The following is a 21,114-nucleotide window of genomic DNA, read 5'->3' as shown; positions in this document are numbered from 1 at the left end:
CCGATTGATCCTGAGCCGGCAAGCTCGCGGATTCGTCACCTCGGGACGGCGGTGGGAGGCTTTGACCACGGCGCGCGGGGACCCATACTCCGCGTGCTTTCAAGGCCAGAGGCGCCCAATGTCCATTGCCCGACTCATCGCCCCCTCCTCTCCCCTGCCCCGCCTGCTCGCCGCCGTCCTGGCGGCGACGGGCGCGCTCTCCTTCGCCGCCGGGGCGCACGCCCAATCCCCCGCCGCGCCGGCCACCACCGCCGCCCCGCAGGCGGGCTCGGCCACAGCGACGGCGGACAATGCCATCCTGCTGACCGTGTTCCTGAAGCACGACCAGTCCCGCCCCTTGAGCGAACTCAACGCCCAGCTCGCGCGGCAGGGCTTCTACAAGGCCTTTCCGCCGGCGGGGATGGAGGTCGTGAGCTGGTATGTGGCCATGGGCATCGGCCAGGTCATCACCCTGCGCCTGCCGGCCTCGCGCATCCGCGAAGTGAACCGCGTGCTGGAAGACACCGCCTGGGGCGCCTACCGCACGGAATTCTACCCCACCTACGACTACAAGGCGGTGGGGATGGGCGAGCACGACAAGGCGCAGTGAGGCGGCGGCCTCGTCCTCACGCGGGGAAGGAAATGCCGGTCAGCTCCTGCGACACGTCCCACAGGCGGGCCGCGACGGCGCGATCCTGCGCCTGGGGCATGATGCGCGCCGCCTTCGGCGGCCCCTTCAGCTCGTAGAACCAGTCGGGCCCGTAATAGCCGCCGCCCACGGCCTCCGGGGCGGTGGCGGCGAACAGGGTGGGCAGGGCGCCGGCGGCGGCGGAATGACTCACATAGGGCTGGAGGATCTTGTTGATCTGCCACAGGAAACGATCCGTTCCGGGGCCATTGGGAATGAGATCGGTGCGGGCGTAGCCCGGATGCGCGGCATTGCTCATCAGGCCCCAACCGGCGGCATCGCTGCGGCGCTGCAATTCCAGCGCGAACATGAGCATGGCGAGCTTGGACTGGGAATAGGCCTTCCACGGCTTGTAGGGGTGCGCGCCTTGCAGATCGGCGAAATCGATCTGCCCGCCGCGATGGGCGAGGCTGGAAAGATTGACCACGCGCGGCGCCGGCGCCTGCCGCAGCAGCGGCAGCAGATGCGCGGTCAAGGCGAAATGGCCGAGATAATTGGTGCCGAACTGCAGCTCGAACCCGTCCGCGGTTTCCCGCCGGTCGGGCGGGGACATGACGGCGGCATTGTTCACCAGAATGTCGAGCGGCCGGCCGGCGGCGAGCATCCGGGCGCCGAAGGCGGCGATCGAGGCGAGATCGGCCAGATCCAGCATCTCGAAGCGGATCGCGGCCCCGGGAGCGGCCGCCCGGATCTGCCCCACCGACGCGGCCCCCTTCTGCGCGTTGCGTCCCGCGAGGATCACCTCGCCTCCCTTGCCCGCCAGCGCCAGCGCGGTCTCGTAACCGAGCCCGCCGGTCCCGGTGACGATCGCAAGGCGGCCGGCCTGGGGTGGGATATTCTTGATTGACCAGTTCGACACGATGAAACGCTCGCTGTTGGTTCGATATCCGAATAATATGCACTGAGTGCAAATTTGCAAAGGGGGTAAATTTATTGAATGAGGCGCGCCGCCCAATATGCGATGAGCAAAGGATGAGCGATCCGCTTCCCACCGTGCCGCCTGTTTCGGCGCCTGAGACTTTTCCCGAGGGCGAATCCGCCGAAAGCGCGCCCGCCGGGGGCCTGCGCGCGCGCAAACGCCGCGAAACCCTCGCCCGCATCGCGGAGGCGGGGCTTCGCCTGTTCCTGGCGCAGGGCTTCGAGGCCACCACGCTCGACGCCATCGCCGACGCCGCCGGCATCTCGCGCCGCACCTTCTTTCATTATTTCGACAGCAAGGAAGCCCTCCTCCTGGCGTGGGAGGCGGGCATCGACGACCTGTTCCTCGTCGCCTTCGCCGCCCAGCCGGAGGCGGAGACCCCGCTTGAAACCGTTCGCCTCGCGCTGGAGGCAGTGATCTCCCGCTATGAGAGCGACCAGGCCATCGCCATCGACAGGCTGCTGCGCTCCACCGAGGCGCTGCGCGCGCGCAAGCAGGGGAAATATGAGCGCCAGGAACGCGCGCTCCATGCGGCGCTCATGGCCCGCTGGCCGGATCCCGCGCGTGCCGGCGCCTTGCGCATGGTGGCCATGGTGAGCATCGGCGCGCTGCGTCTCGCGGCCGAGGCGTGGAGCGCGAGCGGCGGGCAGCGGCCCATGGTGGACCATCTGCGCGAGGCGTTCGCCCAGATGCGAAGCGAACTGAGCGCCTGAGCGCCGGCCTGCCCATCATCGCGGCGGATATGCCCGGCCCCGCCTCGCAGGTGGAGCGGTGCAGGGGTGCAAATGCACCTTGCACCGGGGCAACGCAGGCCGCCCGCGAACTCTGATATGAAGCTGCAAAGTCTTATCGGAGCCTTCTCCCGTGCCCCATCTTGAACTCGGCCTCGACACGTTCGGCGATGTGACCCGTGCGCCCGACGGCACCCTGACGCCCCATGCCCACGTGCTCCGCGAAGTGGTCGCCCAGGCCGTGCTGGCCGATCAGGTCGGCGTGGATTTCATCGGCCTCGGCGAACATCACCGGGCGGACTTCGCCATTTCCGCCCCGGACGTGGTGCTGGCCGCGATCGCCGGCCAGACCGCCCGCATCCGCCTCGGCTCGGCGGTCACCGTGCTTTCCTCCGACGACCCGATCCGTGTGTTCCAGCGCTTCTCGACCCTCGATGCCGTCTCCAACGGGCGCGCCGAGGTGATCCTGGGGCGCGGCTCCTTCACCGAGAGCTTCCCGCTGTTCGGCTTTCCCATGGCGCAATACGAGACCCTGTTCTCGGAAAAGCTGGACCTGTTCGCCGCCCTGCTGGCGAACGCGCCGGTGACCTGGGAGGGCACGCACCGCCCACCGCTCAAGGACCAGAGCGTGGTCCCGCCGATCGAGCGCGGCACGCTGAAGACCTGGATCGGGGTCGGCGGCACGCCGGAATCCGTGGTGCGGGCGGCGCGCTACGGCCTGCCGCTCATGCTCGCCATCATCGGCGGCGATCCCAAGCGGTTCCGGCCCTATGTGGATCTCTATCACCGCGCGCTCGGCCAGCTCGGCAAGCCGACGCTGCCCATCGGCGCCCATTCGCCCGGCTATGTCGCCGACACGGACGAGCAGGCGCGCGAGGAATTATTCTCCGATTACAAGGAAATGCGCGACCGCATCGGGGCGGAGCGCGGCTGGTCGCCCATGGGGCGGGACGAATTCGAGCACGAGATCGCGCACGGCTCGCTTTATGTCGGCGCGCCCGAGACCGTCGCCCGCAAGATCGCCGCGACCGCGAAGGCGCTCGGCCTCGACCGGTTCGATCTGAAATATTCCGCCGGCCCCATCCCCCACGGCCGCCTCATGCGCTGCATCGAGCTGTACGGCACCAAGGTGATGCCGATGGTGCGCGAGATGCTGGCCTGAGGACGCCGGGCGAAGCCCCCTCTCCCACCCGGCTCCCTCTCCCGCTTGCGGGGGAGGGTTGGGGTGGGGGCACCTCAAGCAGGGCGGCGTTGCAGGTCCGGCGTCATCGCCGCTTTCCCCCTCCCTGGCCCTCCCCCGCAAGCGGGAGAGGGATTCTGCGGTGAGCGGGGGACTTCAGCCTCACGCCTGGCTGGCGGCCTTCTTGCCCAGCGCCGCCTGCGCCGCCGCGAGGCGGGCGATGGGGACGCGGAACGGCGAGCAGGACACATAGTCCAGCCCCACCTCGTCGCAGAAGGCGACCGAAGCCGGATCGCCGCCATGCTCGCCGCAGATGCCGAGCTTGATGTTCGGACGCGACTTGCGGCCGCGCTCGACGCCGATCTTCACCAGTTCGCCCACGCCTTCCACGTCGATCGAGACGAAGGGGTCCACCTCGATGATGCCCTTCTGCACATAGGGCCCAAGGAAGGTGCCCGCGTCGTCGCGCGAAACGCCGTAGCAGGTCTGGGTGAGGTCGTTGGTGCCGAAGGAGAAGAATTCCGCCGTCTCGGCGATCTCCTCGGCGCGCAGGGCGGCGCGCGGCAATTCGATCATGGTGCCTACCTGGAAGGTGAGGGTCGCGCCGGTCTCTTCCTCCACCGCCTTGGCGGTCTTCTGGATCACGGCATTGACGATGTCGAACTCGGCCTTGGTGGCGATCAGCGGCACCATGACCTCCGGCACCACGGCTTCGCCCGTGGTCTTGGCGGCGATCACCGCCGCCTCGAAGATGGCGCGCGCCTGCATTTCCGCGATCTCGGGGAAGGCGATGGCGATGCGGCAGCCGCGGAAGCCGAGCATGGGATTGACCTCGTGCAGCTCCTTCTGGCGACGCTGGATGCGCTCCACGTCCACATTGAGGCTTTTCGCGACTTCCGCCACTTCCGCGTCGGTGTGGGGCAGGAACTCGTGCAGCGGCGGGTCGAGCAGGCGGATCGTGACGGGCAGGCCCTTCATGATCTCGAACAGCTCGACGAAATCCGCCCGCTGCATGGGCAGCAGCTTGGCCAGCGCCGAGCGGCGGCCGGCCTCGTCGTCCGCGAGGATCATCTCGCGCACGGCGAGAATGCGGCCGGCGTCGAAGAACATGTGCTCGGTGCGCGAGAGGCCGATGCCCTCGGCGCCGAACGAGCGGGCCATGCGGGCGTCGGCCGGGGTTTCCGCATTGGCGCGGATCTTCAGGCGGCGCACCTTGTCGGCCCAGCCCATGAGGGTCGCGAACTCGCCCGACAGTTCGGGCTGGAGCATCGCCACCTCGCCCGCCAGCACCTGGCCGGTGGAGCCGTCGATGGTGAGGATGTCGCCCTTCTTGAAGGTCTGGCCGGAGACGGTGAGGGTCTGCGCGGCATAATCGATGCGCAGCGCGCCCGCGCCGGAGACGCAGGGCTTGCCCATGCCGCGCGCGACCACCGCCGCGTGCGAGGTCATGCCGCCCCGCGAGGTGAGGATGCCCTGGGCGGCGTGCATGCCGTGGATGTCTTCCGGCGAGGTTTCCACGCGCACCAGGATGACCTTGCGGCCCTGCTCCTTCATGGCTTCCGCCTCGTCGGCGGAGAACACGATGGCGCCGGAGGCCGCGCCGGGCGAGGCCGGCAGGCCGCTCGCCACCACCTTGCGGTCGGCCTTCGGGTCGATGGCCGGGTGCAGGAGCTGGTCGAGGGAGGCGGGATCGACGCGGGCGACCGCCTCTTCCTGGGTGATCAGCCCTTCGGCGGCGAGTTCCACCGCGATGCGCAGCGCCGCCTTGGCGGTGCGCTTGCCGGAGCGCGTCTGGAGCATCCAGAGCTTGCCCTTCTCGACGGTGAATTCCAGGTCCTGCATGTCCCGGTAATGGGTTTCCAGCACCTTGGAGATGCGCTCGAATTCCTTGAACGCCTCGGGCAGCGCCAGTTCCATGGAGGGCTTGTCGGAGCCGGCTTCCTTGCGCGCCTTCTCGGTCAGGTCCTGCGGGGTGCGGATGCCCGCCACCACGTCCTCGCCCTGCGCATTCACCAGGAACTCGCCATAGAGCGCATGTTCGCCGGTGGAGGGATTGCGCGTGAAGGCGACGCCGGTGGCCGAGGTCTCGCCCATATTGCCGAACACCATGGCCTGCACGTTCACGGCCGTGCCCCAGGCTTCGGGAATGGAGTGCAGGCGGCGGTAGGTGATGGCGCGCTGGTTCATCCAGGAGCCGAACACCGCGCCGATGGCGCCCCACAGCTGGGCATGGGGATCCTGCGGGAACGGCGAGCCCAGCTCTTCCTGGACCTTGGCCTTGTACTGCACCACCAGCGCCGCCCAGTCGTCCGCCGACAGGTCGGTGTCGAGCGTATGGCCGTGCTTGAGCTTGTAGGATTCCAGCAGGTCTTCGAAATGGTGGTGGTCCACGCCCAGCACCACGTCGGAATACATGGTGATGAAGCGGCGGTAGCTGTCATAGGCGAAGCGCCGGTCGCCGGACGACTTGGCGACGGCTTCCACGGTCTCGTCATTGAGGCCGAGGTTCAGCACCGTGTCCATCATGCCGGGCATGGAGGCGCGGGCGCCGGAGCGCACGGAGACCAGCAGCGGGTTCTCGGGATCGCCGAACTTGCGGCCGGTGAGCGCGCCCACCTGGTCCAGGGCGGCATCCACGTCGGCCTTCAGCTCCGGGGGATAGGTCTCGCCATGCGCGTAATAATAAGTGCAGACCTCGGTCGGAATGGTGAAGCCGGGAGGAACGGGCAGGCCCAGATTGGCCATTTCGGCAAGGTTCGCACCCTTGCCGCCAAGGAGGTTCCGCATCTCGGCTTTCCCCTCGGCCTTACCATCGCCGAAGGAGTAGACCCATTTCGTCATCTGGAGATCCCTTAGGGTGACGCGCATTTCAAAGAGCGCGGATGCTTTAGCCCGCTCAGCTCCCGCCATCAACTGCACCCTTAGGCGCAGCCGATCATTTTGCCTTTCAGTGCGGCATCAATCCGAGAATTCCGATTGCGATCAGATAGATCGCCACGACCATGTTGAGCAGGCGGGGAAACAGCAGAATCAGGATGCCGGCCACCAGGGCGACGATCGGCTGGAGAGCAACGATACTCAGGGTCATTTTCGCCACCTTGTTCAGGCGCCGCCGCATCGGCTGCGCTCGCGCTAGAAAGACCAGAACGGCGCGCCTTGTTCCACCCCTGCTTTCGCATCGCAGCAACCAGCCGGCATCGCGTCACGCCGGTGTGAAGGCGTGCGGATTGCGGAGCGTGCCCTTGTGTGCCGTCATCAGGGGTCAACCGGCACGGGGGAGGCGGATCCATGCGGCAGATGGCGGCGCTGGTCGGGGCGATGCTGCTCTTCGTCTTCCCTTTGGGAATATTCCCCATGGTCAGCCCGGCGCGCGCCGCCGAGCCGCCGGAAAAATGCCCCCGCATGGTGGCGCAGGATCAGCCCTTGCGGGCCATGCCGCGGGTATGGTCCGCCGCCTTCCGGCAGATTGCGGACGAACGGCGGGCCGAGGCGAGCCGCGAGGTGCAGCTCACCTTCGTCGGCCATTCCACCTTCCTGATCGAGAGCCCGGCGGGCGTCACCATCGCCACCGACTATAATGATTATGTCCGCCCCGCCGTCGTGCCGATGATCGCCACCATGAACCGGGCGCACGACACCCATTACACGAACCATCCCGACCCGGGCATTGCCTATGTGTTGCGCGGCTGGGGCGAGAACGGCCAGCCGGCGCATTACGACCTCACCGTCGAGGACGTTTGGATCCGCAACGTGCCGACCAATATCCGCCACGGCGCCGGCACCGATTACGACGCCAATTCCATGTTCGTGTTCGAGGTGGCGGGCCTGTGCATCGCCCATCTCGGCCATCTGCACCACGTGCTGACGCAAGACCATATCGAGGCGCTCGGGCGCATCGACGTGGTGCTGGCGCCGGTGGACGGCTCCTACACGCTCGATATCGAGGGCATGAAGGAAACGCTGAAGGCCATCAACGCGCCGCTGGTGATCCCCATGCACTATTTCAGCGCACGGGGACTGGACAATTTCCTCTCCCGCCTCGGCAGCGACTATGTGATCACCCGCCAGGCCTCGCCGAGCGTGACCCTGTCGCGCGAGACCTTGCCGGCCAAGCCCACCGTGCTCGTGCTGCCGGGGCGCTGAGCGCAGAAGCCGCGGGGCTCACAGCACCAGCGCGGCCTCGCTCTGGAGCACCGCCGCGCCGCCGGAGACCACCGCCGCCTCCAGGCCCTGCGCCTGCGGGCACAAATCCTCGGCGAAGAAGCGGGCCACCAGCACGCGGCGGGCGTGGCGCGGGTCGCTCTCGCCGGCGGCGATGGCCGCATGGGCGGCGAGCGCGGTGCGCGCCAGATAGGCCCCGCCGGCGGCGCGGGCGAACAGGCGCAGATAAGGCGTCGCCCCCGCCAGCACATTGGCGGATTGCTCGTCGGAGAGCCAATCCAGCATCACCCGCGTGGCGCGGCCGAGGGCATCCACGGCGGCGGCGAGCTGTTCCCCGGCGCGACCGAATTCCGGCGCGTTCAGCGCCGCCACCGCTTCCGCCACGGTGCGATAATCGCCGATCAGCTTCGCCACCACGTCGCCGCCCTCCTGGGGCAGCTTGCGGGTGACGAGGTCGATGGCCTGGATGCCGTTGGTGCCCTCATAGATGGCGAAGATGCGGGCATCGCGCAGATGCTGGGCCGCGCCCGTCTCCTCAATATAGCCCATGCCGCCGTGCACCTGCACGCCGGTGGAGGCGACCTCGATGCCCATGTCGGTGGAAAAGGCCTTGGCCACCGGGGTGAGCAGGCTCGCTTCCGCCGTCGCCGCCGCCTTGGCGGTGGGGTCGTCGGTGCGCCGCGCCCGGTCGAGCGCGTCCGCCGTCATCAGGCAGATGGCGCGCGCCGCGTCGGTCTCCGCCCGCATGGTGAGCAGCATGCGCTTCACGTCCGGATGGGCGATGATCGGCGCCATGCCCTCGCCGGACCAGCCCTGCGCCTTGCCCTGCCGGCGCTCCTGGGCAAACGCAATGGCGCGCTGGGTGGCGCGCTCGGCCACCGCCACGCCCTGGATGCCCACCGCGAGGCGGGCATTGTTCATCATCGTGAACATGCAGGCGAGGCCGCGATTTTCCTCGCCCACGAGATAGCCGACCGCGCCTTCGCCGGTGTCGCCGAACACCATGGTGCAGGTGGGCGAGCCGTGGAGGCCCAGCTTGTGTTCCAGGCCGACGCATTTCACATCGTTGCGCGCGCCGAGCGTGCCGTCCGCATTCACCAGGACTTTCGGCACCACGAACAGGGAAATGCCGCGCGTGCCGGCGGGCGCGTCGGGCAGGCGCGCCAGCACCAGATGGACGATGTTCTCGGCGATGTCGTGCTCGCCGTAAGAGATGAAGATCTTGGTGCCGAAGAGGCGATAGCTGCCGTCGCCGGCCCGCTCGGCCCGCGCGCGCAGCGCCGCAAGGTCGGAACCCGCCTGCGGCTCGGTAAGGTTCATGGTGCCGGTCCAGGCGCCGGAGACCAGCTTCTCCAGAAAGAGCCCCTGCAAGGCCGCCGAACCGTGGGCGGTGAGCGCCTCGATGGCGCCCATGGTGAGCACCGGGCCGATGCCGAAGGCGGGCGAGGCGCTGTTCCAGAATTCGTTGAGCGCCGAGGTGACGACGCTCGGCAGGTGCTGGCCGCCGAATTTTTCTTCGGCCGCCACCGCATTCCAGCCGGCCTGCGTCCAGGCGGCATAAGCCTCGCGCCAGCCGGGGGCGGTGGTGACCACGCCGTCCTTCAGCACATTGCCCTTGGTGTCGCCCACCCGGTCCAGCGGCTCGATGACCGCCGCGGCGAACTTGCCGGCTTCCTCCAGCACGCTGTCGATGAGGTCGAAGGACAGGTCCACCTCGCCCTGCGCGATGAGATGCGGAAGCGAGGTGCAGTGCTTGAGGAAGAAGGAGATATCCTCCACGGGCGCACGATAGGGCATCATCACCTCCGAAACCTGTTGCGGCGCGACATGCGCCTTGACCATCCGCGCAATGCGGCCTTAAGCCGTGCGGCGAACGTTGGGCACCAATTCGGCGCCTGGACGATCCTTCGTCAAGACCCGGCCGCACCCGCTTTCGTCGTAGGCGGCCGTGGAGCAGCTGTCATGACCGTCCCCGGCCCCGCCCCGAAATCCACCCGTTTGCTCGACGCCAGGGGACCGGGCAAGGCTAAGGGACCGGGCGAGGCGGCGGCGGAGGCAGCGCGTCTGCTGCGAGCGGGCGGCGTGGTCGCCTTCCCCACCGAGACCGTCTACGGCCTCGGCGCCGATGCCGGCAATGCCCAGGCGGTGGCGCAGGTCTATGCCGCCAAGGGCCGCCCCGCCTTCAATCCCCTCATCTCCCACGTGCCTGACAGCGCGGCGGCGGAGCGGCTGGGCGTGTTCTCCCCGGCCGCGCAGGCGCTCGCCGCCGCCTTCTGGCCGGGGCCGCTGACGCTGGTGGTGCCCTATCGCGACGCGGGCGCGGTGTGCGATCTCGCGCGCGCAGGCCTGCCCACCATCGCGCTGCGGGTGCCGGCCCATCCGGCGAGCCTGGCCATGCTGCGCGCGGCGGGCGTGCCGGTGGTGGGGCCGAGCGCCAATCTCTCCGGCCATGTCTCGCCCACCGACGCCGCCCATGTGCAGGCCGATCTCGACGGGCGCATCGATGCGATCCTGGATGCCGGACCGACCCGTGTCGGCGTCGAATCCACCATCGTCGATTGCACCGGCGCCCATCCCGCTTTGCTGCGGCCCGGCGGCCTCTCGCGCGGCGCCATCGCGGCGGTGCTCGGCGTCGCTTTGCCGGACGCGGCGGGCGATGATGCCGAACGCCCCTCGGCGCCGGGCCGCCTCGCCTCCCATTACGCGCCGCACGCCGCGGTGCGGCTCGACGCGCGGGAGGTGAAGCCGGGCGAGGCGCTGCTTACCTTCGCCGGCGCCCGCCCGCCGGGTTCGCACGCGGCCGTCGCGATTTTCGATCTCAGCCCCGCAGGCGACCTGGTGGAGGCCGCCGCGCGGCTTTACGGCGCGCTGCGCCAGCTCGACAGCCTTCGCGCCGAAGGCATCGCCGTGGTACCCCTGCCGCGCGAGGGTCTCGGGGAAGCCATCGCCGACCGGCTCGGCCGCGCCGCCGCCCCGCGCCCGCTCTCCTTCGAGGACGACTGACATGGCCGATACCGCCGACATGGCCGCGACCGCCGAGAGGCGCCCCGTGCCGCCCCACGCTCTGCCCATCGGCCATATGCGCGAGGAGGAGGTGGACGCCCTGGTCTCGCTGTGGGAGCGCGCCGGCCTCACCCGTCCCTGGAACGATCCGCGCGCCGACATCGCGCTTGCCCGGCGCGGCCCCCATTCCACCATTCTCGTGGCGCGCGACGGCGAAAAGGTGGTGGGTTCCGTGATGGTGGGCCACGACGGCCACCGCGGCTGGATCTATTATCTCGCGGTCGACCCGGCCTTGACCCGGCAGGGCCTCGGCCGGGCGCTCGCGCACACCGCGGAGGACTGGCTGAAGGCGCGCGGCGTGCCCAAGCTGATGCTGCTGGTGCGGCCGGAAAACGAGCAGGTGCGCGCCTTCTACGCCGCCAGCGGGTTTATCGAGGAGCCGCGCATCATCTTCACCAAGCGGCTCGACGGGAAATAGGCGGCCGCCGTCCCTTCCCGCCCGGCTCAAGGTGCGGCATGCTCCGCCCGGCACAACCGAGGCGCAAGCCGGGAGGCGCACGTGGCCGAGGATAAGACGTCGGATCCGACATCCCCATCGCAGGCTTCATCCCCATCGCAGGCTTCGGGCGACGAGAGCCGCCCGCGCAATCCCGCCCGCCGCCTGCTGGTGGGCAGCGGCGCGGCCTTGCTCGGCGCCCATCTCCTGCCCGATCTCGCGGCCGCCCAGCCGGCCAAGGCGGCGTCCCGCCCAGCGGTGACGGTGGCGCCTGATCGCCCGCCGGCGGGCTACAACATTCTCTTCATCCTGGTGGACCAGGAGCATTATTTCGAGAAATGGCCGTTCCCGGTACCGGCGCGCGAATGGCTGAAGGCGAACGGCATTTCGTTCGCGAACCATCAGGCGGCCTCCTGCGTGTGCTCGCCGGCGCGCTCGACCATCTATACCGGCCTGCACATTCCCCATACCGGCGTGTTCGACAATGCCAATTCCCCCTGGCAGGCGGACATGGCGACCAGCGTCAAGACCATCGGCCATCGCCTCGCCCAGCTCGGCTATCACGCCGCCTACCAGGGCAAGTGGCACCTCTCCTATAATCTCGACAAGGCCAAGCACGCCGACGAGGCGCCCATGGCCGAATATCGCAAGACCATGGAAAGCTACGGCTTCCAGGATTTCTTCGGGTTCGGCGACGTCACCGACACCACGCTCGGCGGCTATGATTACGACGCCACCACCGCCGCCTTCGTGGAGCGCTGGATGCGCACCAAGGGGCTCAAGCTGAAGGAAGCCGGGACCCCCTGGTACCTGGCGGTGAATTTCGTCAATCCGCACGACGTCATGTACGTGAATTCCGACCTGCCGGGGGAAACCGTGCAGGGCAAGAAATCCGCCATGGCCATCGCCCGGCCGCCCGCCGACGACCTCTATGCCGCCAGATGGGATGCACCGCTGCCGTCCACCCGCAGCCAGCCCTTCGACGCGCCGGGCCGCCCGCCGGCGCATCTGATCTATCAGGACGTGCAGGACACGCTGGTGGGCGCGTGGCCGGACGAGGACCGGCGCTGGCGGGTGCTGCGGGATTATTATTTCAACTGCATCCGCGACTGCGACCGGCAGGTGGACGCGGTGCTCGCCGCCTTGCGCCAGACCGGCATGGACGAGAACACCATCATCGTCTTCACCGCCGACCATGGCGAACTGGGCGGCGCGCACCAGATGCGCGGCAAGGGCAATTCCACCTATCGCGAGCAGAACCACCTTCCCCTCATCGTGGTGCATCCCGCCTATCCCGGCGGCGCCACCTGCCGGGCTGTGACCTCCCAGGTGGACCTCACGCCGACCCTGCTCGCGCTCACCGGCCTTCCGACGGACCAGTTGAAGGCGGCGGGCGAGGGACTGGCGGGGCGGGATTTCTCGCCTCTCCTGAAGGCCCCCGCGAAGGCCGACGCCGCGGCGCTGCGGCCGGGCGCCCTGTTCTGCTACGACATGCTGCTGTTCCAGGATGCGAAGTGGATCACGCGGATGGAGGCGATCACCCGTTCGCCCAATGCCACGGTGGCGCAGAAGCGCGCGTGGCTGGAGCAATACGAGCCGGACTTCGCCCAGCGCTGCGCCATCCGCAGCCTGTTCGACGGGCGCTACCGCTTCTCGCGCTATTTCTCCCCGCTCTCCTTCAATACCCCGGCCACCTACGAGGACCTGCTCGCCCTCAACGACCTCGAACTCTACGACCTGCACGAGGACCCGGAGGAGAAGCGCAACCTCGCCCACCAGGGCGCGAACCGCGACCTCGTCCTGGCGATGAACGCCAAGCTGAACGCCCGGATCGCCGAGGAAGTAGGCACGGACGACGGCAGCTTCCTGCCGCTACGAAACGGCAAATGGGTGCTGCCGGGGCCGGAGCAGCGGTAAGGACAAGGGCGTGCCGGAGCGCCGGGCGGCCTTGACCAAGGTGCGCGCGGCGCGCGCGCCGGCGGCGATCAGGGCCGGGTCGCGCTGGATCAGAAACAGGATCAGCGTGCCTTCGAGCACGATCATGATCTCCGAGGCCAGCGCCGCCGAGCCGAGCGCCTGCGCCAGCCGCCCTTCGATCGCTTCCTTATGGGCGCGGGCGATGCGGTGGGCCGGGTGGTCCGGCAGATCGGCCATCTCGATGAGGATGCGGGTGAAGCCGGACCCCATCCAGCCCGGCGCGCCGGTCCAGGCGGCGAGATCGGCGAACACCGTGTCGATGCCGCCCAGCGGGTCGGCCTCCAGTGCCGCGATCCAGCGCGAGATGCGCGGCATGGACAGGGCGGCGGCATGTTCCACCACCGCCGTCAGCAGCGCGTCCTTGCTGTCGAAATTCTGATAGAGCGTGCGCTTGGTCAGCCCCGCCGCGGCGGCGATCGCTTCCATGCCCGTGCGCTTGAAGCCGTAGGTGTAGAATTGCGCATAGGCGGCGTCCAGGATGCGGCTGCGCGTCGGACTTTCGGTGGCGGACACGGGACCTCCCGATGGGATGAACTCACCGGTGAGTATACCCGAGCGCCCACGTCGCCCGGATGAAGGCGCGGCCCCGAAGATCCGCCCCGAGACGGCCCGCGCCCGCCTATGCGCGCGGAGCCGCCCTATGGCATTCCGCCAGATGGTCGTTCACCAGCCCGCACGCCTGCATGGCGGCATAGACGATGGTGGGGCCGACGAACTTGAAGCCGAGCGCCTTCAATTCCTTGGAGAGCTTCACGGAGGCCGGGGTCTGCGCCGGAATGTCGGCGAGCGTCTGCGGCCGGTTCAGCTGCACCTTGCCGTCCACCGCGCTCCACATGAGGTCGGAAAAGGAGCGCCCGCGCGCCTGCCAGTCGAGATAGGCGCGGGCGGAAAGAACCGCGCCCTCGATCTTGGCCCGGTTGCGCACGATGCCGGCGTCATTCATCAGCGCTTCGACCTTGGCGGGATCGTAGCGCGCGATCTTTTCCGGTTCGAAGCCGTCGAAGGCGCGGCGGAAATTGTCGCGCTTGCGCAGGATGGTGATCCAGGCGAGCCCGGCCTGGAAGCCGTCCAGCAGCAGCTTTTCGAACAGGGCCCGGTCGTCGCGCTCGGGCACGCCCCATTCGGTGTCGTGATAGGCCACATAGAGCGGGTCGGTGCCGCACCAGGGGCAGCGGCACCTGCCGTCGGCGTGCGGGGTCAGGAGGCTCACGCGTCCCCCATCGGGAAGGTCGCCCAATCCGGCCGGCGCAAGGTGATCTCGACCCCGCCCGCCACCAGAGGCAGGCCGGCGGCGCTGGCATCGGCCGCCCGGTCGAGCCGCACCAAGGCGATGCCGTGGCCGCGCGCGGAGGAGCCGATGTGGCCCACGGTCTTCTCCCCGGCGCGGATTTCCGAGCCCTCCTCCGGCGCGAACTCGAACAGGGCCTGAACGGAGCGGGTGCGGGCGGTGCCGCGATGCTGCATGCGGCTCACCACTTCCTGGCCCACATAGCAGCCCTTCTTGAAATCCACCCCGCCGAGCTGGTCCATGTCCGCCTCGTGGGGGAAGGCATCGCCATAGGCGAAGTCGAGGCCGCCCTGTGGAATGCCGAGGGCGATGCGGTGGGCGTGATAGGCGCTGGAATCGCCCGCCAGCGCCTCGGCCTCGGCGCGCGGCAGCACCAGGCGCTCGCCCATGGCCGGAAGGCGGGGATCGGCGAACGCCTGCGCGGACGCGGGCGCGGCGGGCGCATCGGCGCCGAAGCGCGCGGCCACCGCGAGATCCTCGTCCAGCGTGAACTCCACCTTCGCCCGCAGCAGATACAGTTTCAGGCGCTTCAGCAGGTCGTCCTTCAGCGCGCGGGGGACGTCCAGCAGGAAGGCTTCCGGCTCCCCGGCCGGCGCATAGAGGAAGAAATCGGCGATGATCTTGCCTTGCGGCATCAGCAATGCGCCGAAGCGCGCGCCGCCGGCCTCCAGCCCCGCCACGTTGCAGGTGATGAGATTGTGGAGGAACTTCCGGGCGTCCGGACCGCCGACGTGGATCACCGACCGGTCGGCGAGAGGGGCAATCGGCATGGCCATGTCCTTGTCAGATGTTACAGACATACTTAAAGCCGCGCAGCAGCCCCCTCAAGGGTCGGCCCGGTACATTAGAGCCGGCCCCTCCAGATTAGAGCGAGCCCCCACATGACGGACACCTTCGACTTCATCCTCAAGGGCGGCAGCGTCGTGACCCCGGCGGGCGAAGCGATGCTGGACGTCGGCGTCAGCGCCGGCCGCATCGCCGCCCTCGGCCGCCTCTCGCCGCGCGCGGCGGGCGAAACCATCGACTGCACCGGCCTGCACATTCTGCCCGGCGTCATCGACACGCAGGTGCATTTCCGCGAGCCGGGCCTGGAGCAGAAGGAAGACCTGGAGACCGGCTCGCGCGCGGCGGTGATGGGCGGCGTGACCGCCGTGTTCGAGATGCCGAACACCAATCCCCAGACCACGGACGCAGCCGCGCTGGAGGACAAGATCGCCCGCGCGCGCAACCGCATGCACTGCGATTTCGCCTTCTACGTGGGCGGCACCCACGAGAATGTGCGCGACCTGCCGGAGCTGGAGCGCCTGCCGGGCGCGGCCGGGGTGAAGGTGTTCATCGGCTCTTCCACCGGCTCGCTGCTGGTGGCGGACGATCCGGGCGTGCGCGAGATCCTGAAAGTGATCCGCCGCCGCGCCGCCTTCCATTGCGAGGACGAGCCGCGCCTCACGGAGCGCCGCTCCATGCGCATGGTGGGCAATCCGGCCTCGCACCCGATCTGGCGCGACGACGTCGCCGCCCTCATCGCCACCCAGCGCCTCGTGACCCTGGCGCGGGAGGTGGGTGCGCGGGTGCATGTGCTGCATGTCACGACCGCGCAGGAGATGGACTATCTCGCCGGCGCGCGCGACGTCGCCTCGGTGGAGGTCACGCCCCATCACCTCACCCTGGCCGCGCCCGAGTGCTACGAGCGGCTCGGCACGCTGGCGCAGATGAACCCGCCGGTGCGCGGCGCGCGCCATCGCGATGCCCTCTGGGCGGCGATCGCCGACGGCGTGGTGGACGTGCTCGGCTCCGACCATGCGCCCCACACGCTGGAGGAAAAGGCCAAGACCTATCCCGAAAGCCCCTCGGGCATGACCGGCGTGCAGACCCTGGTGCCGCTGATGCTGGACCATGTGGCGAACGGCAAGCTCTCGTTGCAGCGCTTCGTCGACCTCTCCAGCGCCGGCCCGGCGCGGCTGTTCAACATCGCCTGCAAGGGCCGCATCGTAGTGGGCTATGACGCCGACTTCACGGTGGTGGACCTCAAGCGCCGCGCCACCATCACCAATGGCTGGATCGCCTCGCGCGCCCAATGGACGCCGTATGACGGCAAGGAGGTCACCGGCTGGCCGGTCGGCACCTTCGTGCGCGGCAACAAGGTGATGTGGGAAGGCGAATTGATCGCCCCCTCGGCGGGCGCGCCGGTGCGCTTTCTGGAGACCCTTCAGCCCGGCGGGTGAGATCGCGCCACGCCGCGCGCCCTGCGCCGCGGCCCCCTCCCTGCCCTCCCCCGCAAGCGGGAGAGGGTTCGCCCCGCGCGTGCGGATGAAGCGCGCCTCCCTGCCGCCGCCAGATCGCTCCCTCTCCCGCTTGCGGGGGAGGGTTGGGGAGGGGGCGGGAGAGCGATGGGGACGCTAGCCGGGCAAAGCGCTGCGGACTTGGGCGCGCGCCCATCCCCGCGCCTATTCGCCCCGTTTTCGGATGGAGCGCGCCTCCCTGCGCCGCCAGATCACTCCCTCTCCCGCTTGCGGGGGAGGGTTGGGGAGGGGGCGGGGGAGGGTTGGGGACGCTAGCCGGGCAAGCGCTGCGGACTTGGGCGCGCGCCCGTCCCCGCGCCTATTCGCGCCGCGCGTGCGAATGGAGCGCGCCTCCATGCCCCGCCAGATCACTCCCTCTCCCGCTTGCGGGGGAGGGTTGGGGAGGGGGCGGGGGAGGGTTGGGAGGTTAGCCGGGAAAGCGCTGCGGACTTGGGCGCGCGCCCGTCCCCGCGCCCATTCGCCCCGCGCTTGCGGATGGAGTGCGCCTCCCTGCCCCGCCAGATCGCCCCCTCTCCCGCTTGCGGGGGAGGGTTGGGGCGGGGGCGGGAGAGCGATGGGGAGGCTAGCCGGACAAGCGCTGCGGACTTGGCGCGCGCCCCGCTGCCCGCCTACTGGCGCTGGCCGATGATGGTGTATTCGCCCTGGCGGATGCGGCCGGCAAGTCCCTCCACATAGGTGGCGCAGGCTTCCTCGCCATAGACCGCCACCAGCGTGCGCAGGGCGGTGAACAGGGCCGCCTGCACCAGGCAATCCTCATCCAGCCCGTCGCGCAGGGCCTCGGTCCAGGCATCGTCCAGATAGCTGAAGGCGACGTGGCGCTCGTCCGAGCCCAGTTCGGCGATGTCCTGATGAGGAAGGGTCGTGCTGGACAAGAGAGGCCTCCGCGCCGCGCCCCATGGCCGGGGCGGCACAAATACCTACCACGTTCCGGGGCGCCGTCGCGGAACTTCTAAACGAAAGGTTAACCGCCGCACCGCCGCGGGGAGCCTGTCCCCCGGTCAATTTCCGCCGAAGCGAACCGCGATCTCGTGGGCGAGCTTGGCCCCTTCGGCCAATTGGCGCTGCACCGCCGTCGCAGCCGCCGGGGTGCAGGCGCGATAGACCTGGGCATAGCTGGAATAGCCCTGGTTGAAGGCCGCGATCAGCTTGGCCTTGCGCTCGTCCGAGGGCTGCTCGGCCTCCAGCAGATCCTGCATCTGCATGCGCCAGCTCTGGCTTTCCGCCGTCATGCCGCACAGGGGGCGCAGATAATGCAGCCCGCCCAGAAGCTCCGCGAGCTTGAGCATGTCGCTCTCATAAGGCGGGGTCGAGCCGTCCGCCGCCCGCGCGGGTCCGCCCGAAAGTGCGAGCACGACGGCCAGCGGCAGGGCGATGAGGAAGCGGGGCAAGGAAAAAGGCGAGAGGGAAAAGGGCCGCATGGCGCCACTCGTGCCGCGCGGCGCCCGCGCGGTCAAGATGGCCGCGCTCACGAGGCCGCGTCCGCCAGGGCCTGCGACCCGTTGTCGGGCGCGGGTTCGGCAGCCAGCAGCCGCGCCGCGCGCCGCACCACGTCGGCAAGGCCGTGGGTGGTGGCAAGGCCCGCCACCTCGTCGGGATGGAACCAGCCCACGGCCACCGCCTCGTCGCTCAGCACCGGCTCCCCGGCGCGCCAGAGCGCGGCATGGGCGGCCACCACGAAATGGCTCTTCAGCGTGCCGTCCTCGGCGCGCGAGATGAAATCGAGCGCCGCCGCGAGGCCGACGATCTCGGCCTCCACCGCCACTTCCTCCATCACCTCGCGCGCCGCCGCCTGCGCCAGGGTCTCGCCCGGCTCGACGCGGCCTCCGGGCAGGCTCCACAGGCCCTTGCCGGGGGCATAGCCGCGCTGGGCGAGCAGGACCAGGGGACCGCGAAACACGGCGGCGCTGGCGGCGAGGGTCGGGCGGACGGCATCGGCCATGAGGGAAACCAACGGGTTGTTCCACGATGGCGGAAGCTTACCTTCTTGGATTCAAAGGAGCACGCGATTCGTCATGGCGGCGATTTCCACCGGACCCGCAGCCGGCCCCCCACCCAAGGCGAAACCCACGCCGCGCGCGTGGCAGCGCATGCTGTCCGGCCGGCGGCTGGACCTGCTGAACCCCTCGCCCCTCGACATCGAGATCGAGGACATCGCCCACGGCCTCGCCCGCGTGGCGCGCTGGAACGGGCAGACGCGCGGCGCGAACATCTTTTCCGTCGCCCAGCATTCCCTGCTCACCGAGAAGCTCGCCCGCCGCGCGGTCGGCGACATCGATGTGCGCTGGCGGCGCGCGGTGCTGCTGCACGATGCGCCGGAATATGTGATCGGCGACATGATCTCGCCCTTCAAGGCCATGATCGGCGGGGATTACAAGGCGGTGGAAGCGCGCCTGCTGGCGGCCATCAGCCTGCGCTTCGGCCTGCCCGTTGACTGGCCGCAGGCCCTGACGCGGATCGTCAAGACCGCCGACCGTGCCTCCGCTTTTCTGGAGGCGACCCATCTTGCCGGCTTCGCGCCGCAGGAGGCGCGCGCCTTCTTCGGCCGCCCGATCCGCCTCGACGTGGAGGCGGAGAAGGATTATCTGACCCCTTGGCCGGCTGAAACCGCCAAAGAGCGGTTCCTCGCCCGGTTCGCGGAGCTAACGCCATGATCCATGTCTGCTCTCTCGCAAAGCTGCACGAGACGGTGGAGGCGACCGGCGCGCGCCACGTCATCACGCTGGTGGGCCGCGAGACCCTTTTGACGCGCCCGAACAATGTGGACGCCGCGAACCATCTGTTCCTCTCCATCAACGACATCGTCAGCGAAGTGGAAGGCATGGTGACGCCGGGCGAGGCGCATATGCGCGACCTGCTGGATTTCGTGCGCGCCTGGCCGCGCACCACGCCGCTGGTGATCCATTGCTATGCGGGGGTCTCGCGCTCCACCGCCGCGGCCTATGTGACGCTGTGCGCGCTGCTGCCCCATCGCGACGAATTCGAACTGGCGGTGCGCCTGCGCGCCGCCTCCCCCACCGCCACGCCCAATGCCAAGATCGTGTCGCTGGGGGATGCCGCGCTCAACCGCAACGGCCGCATGATCCGGGCGGTTTCCGCCATCGGGCGGGGCCGCGACTGCATGGCCGGCGAGCCGTTCGAGCTGGCGCTGGACTGAGGTTGGTTTCCCGGCCCGGCGGCCCCTTATCCGAACACCCTCCCTGCCATCCCCCTCACCCCAACCCTCTCCCCACCGGGGAGAGGGGGCATGCCCGGCACGGGTGGAACCGGTGTGGTTGGGAAGAGCAAACTTCCGCCAATCCGCCCCACAGAATCCCCTCTCCCCACGGGGGAGAGGGTTAGGGTGAGGGGGACGCGCACAGTGAGGGGACGCGCGCGCGGTGAGGGGGACGCGGCTCAGCCCAGCCGCGCCACGCCCACCAGCCCGGGCACCGGAGCGCCCTTCTCGGTACGGGTGGAAACCGGTTCCAGCAGGTGCGTCGTAAAGCCCGCCGCCGCGAGCCGCTCGGCCACATAGGCCGGCGCATGGGCATAGCGCAGGGTCTCGCGCAGCAGCATCCCCGCCCCGTCGTGGGTCTCGAGGGTAAAGGCGAGCCAGCCGGAGGGGGCGAGCGCGCGTGCCGCCGCACGGAACACGCCATCGAGATCGGCGAGATAGCACAGCGCGTCCGCCGCCAGCACGAGGTCCGCCGCGCCCGGCGGCTGGTCCTGGAGGAAAGTCACCATCTCGCCCGCCTCAAGGGCCGCATACAGGCCGAGAGTGCGCGCCTTCTCGATCATGGCGGGGGAGAGATCCACGCCCAGCAGCGCCTCGGCCATGGGGGCGAACAGCGGCGCGGCGAGCCCGGTGCCGCAGCCGAGATCCAGCGCCCGGCCAAACCTTGGCGGCACGCCGGCGGCCGCGCAGGCGCTGCGCAACGCGGCATCCAGCACCTCCGGCCCGCGATAGGCGAGGCCCTCGCGCAGGGCGGTATCGAAACGCGCGGCATATTGGTCGAACAGGGTGCGCACGAAGGCCGGCGACATGGCGCCCTGCGCCCCGCGCGCGCCGAGCCGCGCCAGCCGCAGGCCGGCGCCGAGCACGTCCGCCCCGTCGCGCGCCAGCGCCGCCTCATAGGCGACGATGGCGCCCGCCACATCCCCGCCCGCCGCGCGCGCCTCGCCCAGCAGGAACCAGGCGGCGAGAAAGTGCGGCGCCTCGGCGACGAGATCCGCCAGCATGTCGCCCGCCACCTGCGCCTCCCCGTCGTCGAGATAGGCGCGCGCCCAATCGAGCCGGCGGTGCAGCACGGGATCGCCGGAGGTGGGAATCGGAACGATGGACACCTTGAAACCCGCTCCCCTGAAAGCGATGTGCCGGAAACCCAGCGCCAAACCCTCGCGCCTGCGCCGTTC

General features: G+C 69.5%; 21 protein-coding genes. 10 read left to right on the top strand and 11 right to left on the bottom strand.

Translation table 11 applies throughout. The annotated features are described in order from the left end of the window. The first annotated feature begins 118 nt into the window (after positions 1-118). Positions 119-589 carry a hypothetical protein gene (locus tag V5F84_RS05445; RefSeq protein WP_394043709.1) on the top strand — a complete coding sequence of 157 codons (471 nt, stop codon included), beginning with the start codon at positions 119-121 and terminating at the stop codon, positions 587-589. A 16-nt stretch (positions 590-605) separates the two neighbouring features. On the opposite strand, the gene V5F84_RS05440 is transcribed toward V5F84_RS05445, so the two are convergent. Beyond that, positions 606-1,526: an SDR family oxidoreductase gene (locus V5F84_RS05440; RefSeq protein WP_394043708.1), complete on the bottom strand. Its 921-nt coding sequence runs from the start codon at positions 1,524-1,526 to the stop codon at positions 606-608. Positions 1,527-1,639: 113 nt separating this feature from the next. Here V5F84_RS05440 and V5F84_RS05435 point away from each other — a divergent pair, with 113 nt between their 5' ends. Together V5F84_RS05435 and V5F84_RS05430 are read left to right on the top strand one after the other, a co-directional pair. Continuing rightward, a complete protein-coding gene (locus V5F84_RS05435; RefSeq protein WP_394043707.1) occupies positions 1,640-2,299 on the top strand; it encodes a TetR/AcrR family transcriptional regulator in 660 nt (219 codons plus the stop codon). 151 nt (positions 2,300-2,450) lie between these two features. Then, positions 2,451-3,479, top strand: coding sequence for an LLM class flavin-dependent oxidoreductase (locus V5F84_RS05430; protein WP_394043706.1), 1,029 nt, complete (start codon positions 2,451-2,453; stop codon positions 3,477-3,479). Positions 3,480-3,659: 180 nt separating this feature from the next. On the opposite strand, the gene ppdK is transcribed toward V5F84_RS05430, so the two are convergent. Beyond that, on the bottom strand, positions 3,660-6,338 hold the full coding sequence (gene ppdK / locus V5F84_RS05425; RefSeq protein ID WP_394043705.1) for a pyruvate, phosphate dikinase: 2,679 nt from the start codon (positions 6,336-6,338) through the stop codon (positions 3,660-3,662). 106 nt (positions 6,339-6,444) lie between these two features. Next, positions 6,445-6,585, bottom strand: a complete 141-nt coding sequence (locus tag V5F84_RS05420) for a DUF3096 domain-containing protein (RefSeq protein ID WP_394043704.1) — start codon at positions 6,583-6,585, stop codon at positions 6,445-6,447. Positions 6,586-6,785: 200 nt separating this feature from the next. On the opposite strand from V5F84_RS05420, the gene V5F84_RS05415 reads away from it, so the two are divergent. After that, a complete protein-coding gene (locus V5F84_RS05415; protein ID WP_394043703.1) occupies positions 6,786-7,640 on the top strand; it encodes an MBL fold metallo-hydrolase in 855 nt (284 codons plus the stop codon). Between the two features lie 18 nt (positions 7,641-7,658). Here the strand turns inward: V5F84_RS05415 and V5F84_RS05410 are convergent, their stop codons facing one another. Continuing rightward, positions 7,659-9,455 (bottom strand): acyl-CoA dehydrogenase family protein, encoded by a 1,797-nt coding sequence (locus V5F84_RS05410; RefSeq protein ID WP_394043702.1) that lies wholly within the window; start codon positions 9,453-9,455, stop codon positions 7,659-7,661. Positions 9,456-9,620: 165 nt separating this feature from the next. On the opposite strand from V5F84_RS05410, the gene V5F84_RS05405 reads away from it, so the two are divergent. The 3 genes from V5F84_RS05405 (at position 9,621) to V5F84_RS05395 (ending at position 13,074) form a co-directional block, all read left to right on the top strand. After that, positions 9,621-10,661, top strand: coding sequence for an L-threonylcarbamoyladenylate synthase (locus V5F84_RS05405; protein ID WP_394043701.1), 1,041 nt, complete (start codon positions 9,621-9,623; stop codon positions 10,659-10,661). A gap of 1 nt (position 10,662) precedes the next feature. Beyond that, positions 10,663-11,139 (top strand): GNAT family acetyltransferase, encoded by a 477-nt coding sequence (locus V5F84_RS05400; protein ID WP_394043700.1) that lies wholly within the window; start codon positions 10,663-10,665, stop codon positions 11,137-11,139. An 81-nt stretch (positions 11,140-11,220) separates the two neighbouring features. Next, positions 11,221-13,074 (top strand): sulfatase family protein, encoded by a 1,854-nt coding sequence (locus tag V5F84_RS05395; protein WP_394043699.1) that lies wholly within the window; start codon positions 11,221-11,223, stop codon positions 13,072-13,074. Here V5F84_RS05395 and V5F84_RS05390 read toward each other — a convergent pair. The 3 genes from V5F84_RS05390 to ygfZ all read right to left on the bottom strand — a co-directional run bounded on the left by V5F84_RS05390 (position 13,030) and on the right by ygfZ (position 15,192). Next, positions 13,030-13,647 (bottom strand): TetR/AcrR family transcriptional regulator, encoded by a 618-nt coding sequence (locus V5F84_RS05390; protein ID WP_394043698.1) that lies wholly within the window; start codon positions 13,645-13,647, stop codon positions 13,030-13,032. The genes V5F84_RS05395 and V5F84_RS05390 overlap by 45 nt on opposite strands. A gap of 106 nt (positions 13,648-13,753) precedes the next feature. Continuing rightward, the gene (locus V5F84_RS05385) at positions 13,754-14,344 is read right to left on the bottom strand and encodes a DNA-3-methyladenine glycosylase I (protein WP_394043697.1); all 591 of its coding nucleotides are present in this window, start codon (positions 14,342-14,344) and stop codon (positions 13,754-13,756) included. Next, positions 14,341-15,192 carry a CAF17-like 4Fe-4S cluster assembly/insertion protein YgfZ gene (gene ygfZ / locus V5F84_RS05380; protein ID WP_394043696.1) on the bottom strand — a complete coding sequence of 284 codons (852 nt, stop codon included), beginning with the start codon at positions 15,190-15,192 and terminating at the stop codon, positions 14,341-14,343. The genes V5F84_RS05385 and ygfZ overlap by 4 nt, the downstream gene beginning before the upstream one ends. Before the next feature lie 111 nt (positions 15,193-15,303). Here ygfZ and V5F84_RS05375 point away from each other — a divergent pair, with 111 nt between their 5' ends. Further along, the gene (locus V5F84_RS05375) at positions 15,304-16,644 is read left to right on the top strand and encodes a dihydroorotase (RefSeq protein ID WP_394043695.1); all 1,341 of its coding nucleotides are present in this window, start codon (positions 15,304-15,306) and stop codon (positions 16,642-16,644) included. Between the two features lie 686 nt (positions 16,645-17,330). Here the strand turns inward: V5F84_RS05375 and V5F84_RS05370 are convergent. The 3 genes from V5F84_RS05370 to V5F84_RS05360 all read right to left on the bottom strand — a co-directional run bounded on the left by V5F84_RS05370 (position 17,331) and on the right by V5F84_RS05360 (position 18,661). After that, positions 17,331-17,594, bottom strand: coding sequence for a hypothetical protein (locus tag V5F84_RS05370; protein WP_348844033.1), 264 nt, complete (start codon positions 17,592-17,594; stop codon positions 17,331-17,333). 126 nt (positions 17,595-17,720) lie between these two features. Beyond that, positions 17,721-18,140 carry a TIGR02301 family protein gene (locus tag V5F84_RS05365; RefSeq protein WP_394043694.1) on the bottom strand — a complete coding sequence of 140 codons (420 nt, stop codon included), beginning with the start codon at positions 18,138-18,140 and terminating at the stop codon, positions 17,721-17,723. A 47-nt stretch (positions 18,141-18,187) separates the two neighbouring features. Next, positions 18,188-18,661 (bottom strand): NUDIX hydrolase, encoded by a 474-nt coding sequence (locus V5F84_RS05360; protein WP_394043693.1) that lies wholly within the window; start codon positions 18,659-18,661, stop codon positions 18,188-18,190. A gap of 73 nt (positions 18,662-18,734) precedes the next feature. On the opposite strand from V5F84_RS05360, the gene V5F84_RS05355 reads away from it, so the two are divergent. Beyond that, positions 18,735-19,373 (top strand): HD domain-containing protein, encoded by a 639-nt coding sequence (locus V5F84_RS05355; protein ID WP_394043692.1) that lies wholly within the window; start codon positions 18,735-18,737, stop codon positions 19,371-19,373. Then, entirely contained in the window at positions 19,370-19,876 is a 507-nt protein-coding gene (locus V5F84_RS05350) for a tyrosine phosphatase family protein (protein WP_394043691.1), read from the top strand. The genes V5F84_RS05355 and V5F84_RS05350 overlap by 4 nt, the downstream gene beginning before the upstream one ends. 239 nt (positions 19,877-20,115) lie before the next feature. Here V5F84_RS05350 and V5F84_RS05345 read toward each other — a convergent pair whose 3' ends face one another. Further along, complete coding sequence (locus V5F84_RS05345; RefSeq protein ID WP_394043690.1) at positions 20,116-21,045, bottom strand: methyltransferase domain-containing protein; 930 nt, start codon at positions 21,043-21,045, stop codon at positions 20,116-20,118. Between the last annotated feature and the right edge of the window lie 69 nt (positions 21,046-21,114).

It is taken from the genome of Roseixanthobacter liquoris (assembly GCF_043195135.2).
Classification (GTDB): Bacteria; Pseudomonadota; Alphaproteobacteria; order Rhizobiales; family Xanthobacteraceae; genus NCEH01.
This window is presented reverse-complemented; position numbering and strand designations above follow the sequence as displayed.